A 10,822-nucleotide genomic window follows, 5' to 3' on the forward strand; every position below is an offset into this window, starting at 1 on the left:
TATTTTCTATGAAAAACGCTCCTTTTTGGAGCGTTTTATGTTAATTACAAACAACTATTATCGTTGTAAATTCTTAGCTTCGATACTCATTGTAGCATGAGGAACGATTTTTAATCTTTCTTTTCCGATTAATTTTCCTGTTACTTTACAAACACCATAGGTTTTGTTTTCCACACGGAAAAGTGCATTTTTAAGGTCACGAATAAACTTTTCTTGGCGAATTGCTAATTGTGAATTCGCTTCTTTACTCATGGTTTCGCTTCCTTCTTCAAATGCTTTGAACGTTGGCGACGTATCGTCTGTACCATTATTTAAATCATTCATATAAGCACTTTTGATTAACTCTAAATCCGTTTGTGCTTTTTCAATCTTTGCAAGGATAATTTCTTTGAACTCTGCTAAATCAGCATCAGAGTATCGCATCATTTCTTCAACCATCTGTATACTATTTTGAAATTAATATTTTTGTTTTTATATCATCAAACTCAATTTCTATACCATTTTCTAAATTATCAGTAAAATTTAATTCTTCTGTTAATGTTTCGTCTTTGATATAGCTTACGTTATTCTTTATTGCTTGTTCTAGTTCACCACTGCGTTGAATTTGAACTTTAATTTTATCTGTTACTTCAAAACCAGAATCTTTTCTTATGTTTTGAATTCTATTTACCAATTCTCTTGCTATTCCTTCTTGTTTCAATTCTTCAGAAATTGTGATGTCTAAAGCTACTGTAATTCCGTTAGAATTTGCAACCAACCAACCTGGAATATCTTGTGAAGATATTTCGACGTCTTGGGATGTTAAAGTTATACTTTTTCCTGAAATAACAAGCGATAGCTCACCTTTAGCATCAATTTCATTGATTTGCTCTTGTGAAAATTTTTGTATCTCACTAGAAATCAATCCCATATCTTTACCGAAACGTGGTCCTAAAGCTTTGAAATTTGGTTTAATTTGCTTCACTAAAACACCCGATGCATCGTCTAAAAGTTCGATTTCTTTCACGTTTACTTCAGCTTTTATCAGGTCAGAAACTGCCTCGATTTCAGCACGCTGCGTCTCGTCAAGTATAGGAATCATAACCTTTTGCAACGGTTGACGCACTTTTATCATTTCCTTTTTACGAAGTGATAAAACTAGTGACGAAACCGTTTGTGCTTTCATCATTTTACTCTCTAACGATTTATCAACAAAGTTTTCAACCGAAACAGGGAAATTTGCCAAGTGAACACTAGTAAAACTCTCGCTTCCAGTTGCATTAACTAAATCAGTATATAATTTGTCCATAAAAAATGGCGCTATCGAAGCTGAAAGTTTAGCCACATTCAACAAACAAGTGTAAAGCGTTTGATAAGCCGCAATTTTATCAGTTCCGTATTCGCCTTTCCAGAATCTTCTTCTGCATAAACGAACGTACCAATTACTCAAATTTTCCTGAACGAAATCAGAAATCGCTCTTGCTGCTTTGGTTGGTTCGTAATCTGCGTAAGCTTCATCTACGGTTTTTATCAAAGTATGTAATTCTGATAAAATCCAACGATCGATTTCAGGTCTTTCGTTTAATGGAATTTCTGCTTCTGCATATTTAAAACCATCGATATTAGCATATAAACTAAAGAACGAGTACGTGTTATATAAAGTTCCGAAGAATTTTCTACGAACTTCTGCAACACCTTCGATATCAAATTTCAAGTTGTCCCAAGGATTGGCATTCGAAATCATGTACCAACGTGTAGCATCTGGACCATATTCAGCCAAAGTTGTGAATGGATCAACTGCATTTCCTAGACGCTTCGACATTTTTTGTCCGGTTTTGTCTAGAACTAATCCGTTTGAAACTACATTTTTATAAGCTATTTTATCAAAAACTAAAGTTCCGATTGCGTGCAATGTATAAAACCAACCACGAGTTTGGTCAACTCCTTCTGCAATAAAATCGGCCGGAAATGCTTTATTTTCGTCAATTAAATCTTTGTTTTCAAATGGATAATGCCATTGAGCATAAGGCATTGCGCCAGAATCAAACCAAACGTCAATCAAGTCGCTTTCACGTTTCATTACTTTTCCTGATGGCGAAACCAAAACGATGTTGTCAACCACATTTTTGTGTAAATCAACTAAATCATAGTTTTCCTCGCTCATATTTCCAACCACAAAACCTTTGAATGGATTTTCTTTTTGGAAACCTGCAGCAATAGATTTTTCGATTTCAGTATACAATTCTTCTACTGAACCAATTAGCATTTCTTCCGTTCCGTCTTCGGTTCTCCAAATTGGCAATGGAATTCCCCAATATCTTGAACGAGACAAGTTCCAATCGTTAGCATTTTTCAACCAATTACCGAAACGACCTTCACCAGTTGCTTTTGGTTTCCAGTTGATGGTTTCGTTCAAATCGAACATTCTATCCTTGATTTCTGTTACTTTGATGAACCAAGAATCTAACGGATAATATAAAATAGGTTTGTCAGTTCTCCAACAATGAGGATAACTGTGAACGTATTTCTCAACTTTAAAAGCCTTATTTTCTTCTTTTAATTGGATAGCAATTTCAACATCGGCAGAGCGTTCTGGAGCTTCGCCATCGTTGTAATATTCGTTTTTAACGTATTTTCCAGAATAATTTCCTAAACCTTGAATGAATTTCCCTTGTAAATCAACCAAAGGAACAGGATTTCCATTTTCGTCAAGAACCAACATTGGCGGTACTTCAGGTGTTGCTTCTTTAGCAACTTTAGCATCATCTGCGCCAAAGGTTGGAGCTGTGTGTACAATTCCGGTTCCATCTTCAGTTGTAACGAAATCACCTGAAATTACTCTAAAAGCATTTTCAGGATTTTGATAAGGCAAAGCCAATTTCATCAATTGTTCGTAACGAATTCCAACTAAATCTGAACCTTTAAATTCTGCCAAGATTTGGAATGGAATATTTTTATCACCTTCTTTGAAATTTTCAAAATCAGAAGGTTCAACAGAGGCAAAAAATCCTTTTCCGAATTGTTTTCCGACAAGATTTTTAGCCAAAATTACTTTAACAGGTCGAAAAGTGTATTGATTGAAAGTTTCCACCAAAACATAATCGATTTTTGGACCAACGGTCAAAGCGGTGTTAGAAGGCAAAGTCCATGGTGTTGTCGTCCAAGCTAAAATATGAACATCGCCAAAACCTTGTAAAAAGCTTGGTAACGTTTCTGCTTTGGTTTTGAATTGAGCTACAACCGTTGTATCCGTAACATCTCTGTAACTTCCTGGTTGGTTAACTTCATGCGAAGATAATCCAGTTCCTGCTTTTGGAGAATACGGTTGAATGGTGTAACCTTTGTATAATAAGTCTTTGTTGTAAATTTGTTTCAACAACCACCAAACAGTTTCCATATATTTGGATTTGTAAGTCACATACGGATCTTCCATATCAACCCAATAACCCATTTTTTCGGTAAGGTCGTTCCATACGTCAGTATAACGCATCACGGTTCTTTTACACGCTTCGTTGTATTCTTCTACCGAAATGGTTTTTCCGATGTCTTCTTTGGTGATTACTAATTCTTTTTCAGTTCCAAGTTCTACTGGCAAACCGTGAGTGTCCCAACCTGCTTTACGTTTTACTTGAAAACCTTTTTGAGTTTTATAGCGACAAAAAATATCTTTAATAGCACGAGCCATCACGTGGTGAATTCCAGGTAATCCGTTTGCAGAAGGTGGACCTTCAAAAAACACATACGGAGTTGCACCTTCACGCGAAGTTACACTTTGTTCAAAAACGTTGTTTTTCTTCCAAAAATCAAGAACTTCTGATGCTACTGTTGGCAAGTCAAGTCCTTTGTATTCAGTAAATTTTGTGCTCATTTTGTCGTAATCTTAAATCAGTTTGCGAAAGTAATAAATAGTTGTGAGTTATGAGTTATGAGTTATGAGTTTTTGCGATTGTACAAGAAAGAATGTCTAAATTTATCTTTTATTCAAAAACTTACTTTAAAAATGTTTGTAGATTGTGGATTTTGCTTGATTTGACTTTGCATCATTAATTTATTAATTGCACATTTGTGAACTATTTAAATTTTTAATTGAATTCCAAATGGAAAGAATACCAAATATTACAGGACTACGTTTCTTTTTAGCAGTTTTTGTAATGATTTTCCATATTTCTGAATTTTGTAGTAAACATGACATTCCGTTTTACAATTCAATACCACTATTTCACAAAGGTTATGAAGCTGTTTGTGTCTTTTTTTCATTAAGTGGATTTTTAATTATAAGGCAACTTTATCTTGAAAAAGAAACAACAAACACCATTTCGCTAAAAAACTTTTACATTAGAAGAGCTTTACGAATTTTTCCGCTTTACTTTTTGATTTTACTTTTTGGATTGACTTATTACAATTATATTCTTCCAAAATTTGGTTTCACTGGTGGATTCAATACTAATTATAATTTATATGAAGGATTGTTGCTTTCAATATTCTTTATGCCAAATGTTTTTGCCGCTTTATACAATCCTGGTGGAATTATAGAAATTCTTTGGTCTATAGGTGTTGAGGAACAATTTTATTTGTTTATTGCTCCAGTATTATTGTTTTTGCCTGTAAGAAAAATAATTGCCTTTTTATTGGTTTCCACCATTGTTTTCTTTACGATATATTTTACTATTGAAGGAAATATTTTATATAAATACACTATGCTGTTTTTTTATTTTACTTCTAGTGGTATCATTTCGATTCTATTATTAAAAAAGCAACAACTATTTAATAATAAATTAGTTATATATATTTCTTTACTTAGTTTTATCCTTTATTTTACAACTAATTATTTTGTAAATTTATTTTCATTTAGCAATTATAATCTTTTCAGTATGTTGCTGTTTTGTTTAGTAATTGGAGTATTGAGCAATAAACCTTATTTCATTTTAAACCATAGTGTTACAACTTATTTGGGTAAAATTTCTTATGGAATTTATGTTTACCATGCAATTGTTATCCAATTGATTGGATTAATTTATATCAAACTTTTTTCCAATCTTGGTCTCAATAATTATGTTATCATTGTGGTTTATAATGCTATTGTTTTAATAACAACTATTTGCATTTCGCATTTTTCTTATCAATATTTTGAGAAGTTTTTTATGAATTTTTATCGAAATAAATCTGTATCAAGAAAAAACTTCCTTTAATACGTCTAAAGATTTTGGTTTTTTAAATCCGTCAAGGTGAATGGAATAGTAATCTAATAGAATTTTTAGAAGTATTTGACGTTCAATTCCTGCGAAAACCTTTTGGTCGGAATCAAATTTTAAGTTGATTAGTTTTTTGAAGAGAAATGTTTCGTGTTCGTTAAGGCAATTTGTTCCTTGAAAAGGTGAAAAAATGCCATCAACCATTTCAAAGAAATTAAAATCCGTTTCGGAATTATCCGGGTAAAAACCTAAAAATTTTGTTGTTTCTAAAAGTAAAATTAGATGAAAATTGGATGTTTCTTCGTGTGTATCTAACCAAATTAAAGCCGTTTCAAGAAAGGTAAACAAATCTTCATTTTTTTCTTCTTCGTGAATGCTATGGTGTAACATCTCTGACAAGAAAATTACAATAGTACTTTTTACAATATCGGTATTTATGGTTTGATAAGCTGTGGCTAGTTTTATTTCTTTAAAATGCTCTAAAGTACCTTTATTCTTGTGATTGGCTTCAATTTCAAGAATAGTTAAAGGTTGAAAATAAGCGATTTTTTGATTTGATTTTTTTCCAGAATAAGCACTTTGCACGAAGTAACTTTTTAATCCGTCGCTTTGTGTAAAACATTTTACAATCAAGCTTTTTTCTTGATATTTTATGGATGAAAGAACGATTGCTTTAGTTTTGACTAACATTACCTGATAATCATTACTTTTTTAACGATTGTATCTATTCCATCTTCTGCAGAAACTAAAATCATATACACACCTGAAGCTACTTTGTGTTTTCCGAAAGCTGTAGTATCCCATTCTATTGTACCTCCTTCTGAAGTAGTTTCATAGACTAAATTTCCTTCAATGTCAGTGATTTTAACAACTGCTTTATTAGTTAAACCCGATATTTTAACTGTTCCTGAAAAACCTGGTCTCACTGGGTTTGGATAAGCATACACATTGCTTAAATCATCACTAGGTCTTGTGGCTGTTCCTTTAAAAGAAACCAATCCTTTATCTGTTGCAAAAAAGACTTCTCCTGTAAAACTATCAATTTCAATATCGTTTACATTATTACTTGGAAGTGGCGAATTTTCTTTTGTGAATTTATAAATAGTTTCCTGACCATTTGGCGAAACCAAATATACTCCTGACTCAGCTATCGAAATCCATTTTCTATTGGCGCCATCAACAGCAATATCCATAATAAATTGCTCATAAAACAATTCTTGAGCCAAATCATCTTCTAAAATAATAATTGGTTTTGATTCGATTTCAGTTTCACTAATAAAAGAATCTACAGAAGGAATGTATCTTAATCCTCTTGCTGTTCCGATCCAAACTTGATTTTTATTGTCAATTGCAACTGCTCTAACGTCATTTATCGGTAAATTACCATCGGTTCCTGTTCTTATTCTAATAAATTTATTTGCATAATTTTCATTAAATGCAATCAATCCGTTTCCTCTGTAGGAAGGCACCCATTTGGTATCGTTTTTATCTATAGCTAATTTGGAATATCTTTCTTCTGTTACTGATGCTAATTGATTTTGCCAATCACTTGGCGCTATCCAAGTGCCATCACTTTTTAATGCTTTAAGTCCTTTAAAAACTAATGAATTTGACATCCAAAGACTGCCTTTACTATCAAATGCGCCTCCATTAATTCTAACTGAAACATATAATGGTGTAACTAACTGTTGGTTCTCAGGTCCGTTTGGTGGTGCACTATTTTGATTGTAAAAAGTAATCACATCGTCTTTTATTTTAAGTAAACCATTATGAAAAGAGCACACATAGACTTCTTTTTCATTTTTTGGATTGGTTATAATATCTGACAAAGATGTTGCGCCAAATAATTCACTAAAAGGTATTTTGCTCCAACCTGTTTGTCTTGAATATTTGCTTATTCCTTCTTCAAGTAATGTTGGGTCGTAAGTTAATGAGTAACCACCGTAGGTTGCCCAAAGAGTTGTTGATGTTTGTTTTAATCTAAAAATATTATTTCTATCTGGACCATCTGGCTTTATAACTTGAAAAGTTGTTGGTGCGGATAAAGGAGATACTAACAATCCTTTTTCATTTGTTCCGATGAAAATTTGATTATTAGCTATTGTTGCGCAACTAAAGGAAACAGTTGCTAAAGTATATTGATTACTATTAATAGTTGCAGTTTGTTGCAAAGCAGCATTGAAAATATAAATATAATTTTGATTTGTTACAATTAGAAAATCATCATTAGTTCTTATATCTAATCCACTTTGATTCATGATAAAAAATTCTTCAAAAAAAGTTCCATTATGCTTATAAAGCCTAGCATTGGTATTCATTCCAACAAGTTTGTTTTGAATGGTTGTGATTCCGTTCCAATAACCTCCATCAAATAGTTGCCATTGATTATAATCTACCAAATTAGAATTTGAAAGAGATGCTTTTTTTATTCCATGAATATCTGTTACGGCAAAAATTTCACCGTTTAAAATTGTTGTTTGGTATACTTTAACTTGTTGCCCATTATTCCCTATGTAATAAGTATCTCCAAATTCCATAGATGTTAAATCAAAAACAGAAATTCCATAATCGCATGATATGTATACCTTTCCATTATGTTCTAAAAAATGATTAATTTTTTTAAGAAATGGTGAAACTGGTACTTCTACTACAATTCCGTTTTTAAAAACTATTTTGCCATCTGAATTCATTACTAAAAGTAATCCGTTTTTATTTCCAACAAGTGTTTTATTAAAGCTCTCGCTATGATAAATTGCGGTAATTGTTTCAGCTTTTAATCCATCTATAGATGTTGTTGTAGATAAATCATTAGTAGATAAATTTTTAGAAAAAATAGCAATCTCAGAAGATGCGTATATTTTATCTTGTCCTTGACTAATATCTGTTATTTTGTTATAGGAGAAATATCCTTGCCATTGCGGATTAGTTTGAGCAAAGCCATTTATGAATAGAACTAAAAATAATATGTGAACAATTCTTTTTATCATTTGGTAAATTGCAATTTATAAATACAAATATACTATAAACGCATTTAATTGTAATTTCATATACATCAATAAAAAACCTTCTCCCAATTAAGAGAGAAGGTTTATATAAATTTGTAAGTGTTTTAATTACACAATTCCTTGCGCTAACATTGCGTCTGCAACTTTCACGAAACCGGCAATATTTGCACCTTTAACGTAATCAATATAACCATTAGTATCTGAACCATATTTCACACAAGCAGCGTGAATATTTGCCATAATTCCTTTAAGTCTTTCATCAACTTCTTCTGAAGTCCAACTTAAACGTAAAGAATTTTGAGACATTTCAAGACCAGAAGTTGCAACACCACCTGCGTTTGAAGCTTTTCCTGGAGCAAATAATATTTTAGCATTTTGGAAAACATGCATTGCTTCTGGAGTTGAAGGCATGTTTGCACCTTCAGCAACACAAATACATCCGTTTGCTACTAATGTTTTAGCTTCATCTTCGTTTAACTCGTTTTGAGTAGCACATGGTAAAGCAACATCACATTTTACTTCCCAAGGACGTTTTCCTTCTACGAAAGTTGCGTTTGGATATTTAGTTACATAGTCAGAAATTCTTCCGTAGTTTACGTTTTTAATTTCCATTACATAAGCTAATTTTTCTGCTGTAATTCCGTCTGCATCATAGATATAACCTGATGAATCTGACATTGTTACTACTTTACCACCTAACTGTGTAGCTTTCTCAGTAGCATATTGAGCTACGTTTCCAGAACCTGAAACTACAACTGTTTTTCCAGCGAAACTATCACCTTTTGTTGCAAGCATACTTTGAGCAAAATATACATCACCGTATCCAGTAGCTTCTGGACGGATTAATGAACCTCCAAAAGAAATTCCTTTACCAGTTAAAACTCCAGTAAATTCATTTCTTAATCTTTTATATTGACCAAACATGTAGCCAACTTCTCTTCCACCAACTCCAATATCTCCAGCTGGAACGTCAGTATCTGCACCAATATGTTTAGATAATTCAGTCATAAATGCTTGACAGAATTTCATGATTTCAATATCAGATTTTCCTTTTGGATCAAAATCTGCTCCACCTTTTCCTCCACCCATTGGTAAAGTTGTTAAACTATTTTTGAAAGTTTGCTCAAAAGCTAAAAATTTCAAAATACTTAAATTTACAGATGGATGAAAACGAATTCCTCCTTTGTAAGGTCCAATTGCAGAGTTCATCTGAATTCTGTAACCTCTGTTTACTTGTGTTTTTCCAGCGTCGTCAATCCAAGTTACTCTGAACATGATTACTCTTTCTGGTTCAACCATTCTTTCCAAAAGCATTTTGCCTTCGTATTTTTTATTCTCTTCAATAAAAGGAATTACTGTTTCGGCAACTTCCTTAACAGCTTGCATAAATTCAGGCTCGTTAGGGTTTCTTTTAGCAACCGCTTCAATAAAGTTGTTGATACTTTGTGACATAAAATATAATATTAATGTTTAAGAAAACGTTTTCGTAATATTCGACAAATATACATTTTATAAAAATAATGGCGCAATTTTTTTTAAATTCTCATGATTTTTATCTTTTTGTTAAGATTTTTTAATGATATGTGAAATTAATGACCTGTTTTAAAACTATTTCTGCTTTTTTTCGTAGATATACAAGTATTTTTTTATTTTATTTTATTAGTGAATGATGTTTTTATATATTTGTCGAGAATTGAATTAATCTGTATGAAAATGACCAAGTATTTTATTGTCACTTTATTGCTCTTGTTTGGTGTAACCAACAAGGCACAAGCTCAGTTTGGTTTCTCCCATGAAATTGGTGGTATTATGGGACCTGTAGCATTTCAGTCTGACTATGGCGAGCGAAACGATATTTCTACAAATTCAGGAAATACTGGTTTTGGTATTGGATTAATCCATTATCTAAATTTTTCATACAAAGCGGAATGTAATTGTTACACTCCAGAGACTTATTTTAATGATCACTTTAAATTAAGAAGTGAATTATCTTACAACAAAACCAATCTTCAACATTTTGGAGAATGGGTTGCAGACAAAAAAACATCATTGACTGCAAGACAACTTAGAGCAATGCAAGGAAGTACTGCTGTAACAAATATTGGAATGCAATTAGAATTCTTCCCTTTCAGTATTAGAGATTTTACAGCAAATATTGGAAGTTGGGCACCTTTCGTAAGTCTTGGAGGTCAATTTAGTTTCTTTAAACCAACAGCTGAATCGAGTTTAGGTCCTGGTTTAGGTCAATTACCAACAGTTACTCCAATAAAATATATTGATGCTTTTGATGTAAAAGGTGGAACAACATGGTCTGTGGTTTCAAGTGTAGGAACAAGATATAAATTAACTGAACTTTCAGATTTAATGGTAGATTTGAGATTTCAATACTACTTTTCAAATTGGGTTGATGGTTTAAGTCCAGATCCTAAAGTTTATCTAGAAAATAGAGCAAACGATTGGAATGTTTGGTTAAACTTTGGATACATCTATTATTTAAATTAATATAATTTAAACATAAAAAAAACCCGATTCATTAATTTGGGTAATGTGGTCAAAAATAGTTGGTGATTTTTCATTTTAGATTAATTATCTTGTCCATATCAAACTGAAGAGGAAATTGGCTCTGCTGAGGAGCAACCAATCAGC

7 protein-coding genes are annotated in these 10,822 nt (G+C 32.1%); 2 read left to right on the forward strand and 5 right to left on the reverse strand.

All coding sequences use genetic code 11. The features are described 5' to 3' along the window. Positions 1 to 57 precede the first annotated feature (57 nt). Together ABD771_RS13395 and ileS are read right to left on the reverse strand one after the other, a co-directional pair. Positions 58 to 438: a TraR/DksA family transcriptional regulator gene (locus ABD771_RS13395; RefSeq protein WP_298303451.1), complete on the reverse strand. Its 381-nt coding sequence runs from the start codon at positions 436 to 438 to the stop codon at positions 58 to 60. A 7-nt stretch (positions 439 to 445) separates the two neighbouring features. Beyond that, a complete protein-coding gene (ileS, locus tag ABD771_RS13400) occupies positions 446 to 3,847 on the reverse strand; it encodes an isoleucine--tRNA ligase (protein ID WP_345095427.1) in 3,402 nt (1,133 codons plus the stop codon). Between the two features lie 229 nt (positions 3,848 to 4,076). Here ileS and ABD771_RS13405 point away from each other — a divergent pair, with 229 nt between their 5' ends. Beyond that, positions 4,077 to 5,168 (forward strand): acyltransferase family protein, encoded by a 1,092-nt coding sequence (locus tag ABD771_RS13405; RefSeq protein WP_345095429.1) that lies wholly within the window; start codon positions 4,077 to 4,079, stop codon positions 5,166 to 5,168. Here the strand turns inward: ABD771_RS13405 and recO are convergent. The 3 genes from recO to gdhA all read right to left on the reverse strand — a co-directional run bounded on the left by recO (position 5,148) and on the right by gdhA (position 9,628). Further along, positions 5,148 to 5,861, reverse strand: coding sequence for a DNA repair protein RecO (recO, locus tag ABD771_RS13410; RefSeq protein WP_345095431.1), 714 nt, complete (start codon positions 5,859 to 5,861; stop codon positions 5,148 to 5,150). The two genes, ABD771_RS13405 and recO, sit on opposite strands and share 21 nt — an antisense overlap. Next, positions 5,861 to 8,158 (reverse strand): type IX secretion system anionic LPS delivery protein PorZ, encoded by a 2,298-nt coding sequence (gene porZ, locus ABD771_RS13415; RefSeq protein WP_345095433.1) that lies wholly within the window; start codon positions 8,156 to 8,158, stop codon positions 5,861 to 5,863. The genes recO and porZ overlap by 1 nt, the downstream gene beginning before the upstream one ends. Positions 8,159 to 8,284: 126 nt before the next feature. Continuing rightward, on the reverse strand, positions 8,285 to 9,628 hold the full coding sequence (gdhA, locus tag ABD771_RS13420; RefSeq protein ID WP_345095435.1) for an NADP-specific glutamate dehydrogenase: 1,344 nt from the start codon (positions 9,626 to 9,628) through the stop codon (positions 8,285 to 8,287). 261 nt (positions 9,629 to 9,889) lie between these two features. Here gdhA and ABD771_RS13425 point away from each other — a divergent pair, with 261 nt between their 5' ends. Continuing rightward, positions 9,890 to 10,678 carry a THC0290_0291 family protein gene (locus ABD771_RS13425; RefSeq protein ID WP_345095437.1) on the forward strand — a complete coding sequence of 263 codons (789 nt, stop codon included), beginning with the start codon at positions 9,890 to 9,892 and terminating at the stop codon, positions 10,676 to 10,678. Positions 10,679 to 10,822: the final 144 nt, after the last annotated feature.

The organism is Flavobacterium chungnamense (genome assembly GCF_039539165.1).
In the GTDB taxonomy this organism is placed as follows: Bacteria; Bacteroidota; Bacteroidia; order Flavobacteriales; family Flavobacteriaceae; genus Flavobacterium; species Flavobacterium chungnamense.

Bases quoted from the DNA above. Each gene is read 5' to 3' on its own strand.
- ABD771_RS13405 (WP_345095429.1), top strand. From the start codon at position 4,077: ATGGAAAGAATACCAAATATTACAGGACTACGTTTCTTTTTAGCAGTT.
- ABD771_RS13425 (WP_345095437.1), top strand. From the start codon at position 9,890: ATGACCAAGTATTTTATTGTCACTTTATTGCTCTTGTTTGGTGTAACC.
- ileS (WP_345095427.1), bottom strand. From the start codon at position 3,847: ATGAGCACAAAATTTACTGAATACAAAGGACTTGACTTGCCAACAGTA.
- porZ (WP_345095433.1), bottom strand. From the start codon at position 8,158: ATGATAAAAAGAATTGTTCACATATTATTTTTAGTTCTATTCATAAAT.
- gdhA (WP_345095435.1), bottom strand. From the start codon at position 9,628: ATGTCACAAAGTATCAACAACTTTATTGAAGCGGTTGCTAAAAGAAAC.
- recO (WP_345095431.1), bottom strand. From the start codon at position 5,861: ATGTTAGTCAAAACTAAAGCAATCGTTCTTTCATCCATAAAATATCAA.
- ABD771_RS13395 (WP_298303451.1), bottom strand. From the start codon at position 438: ATGGTTGAAGAAATGATGCGATACTCTGATGCTGATTTAGCAGAGTTC.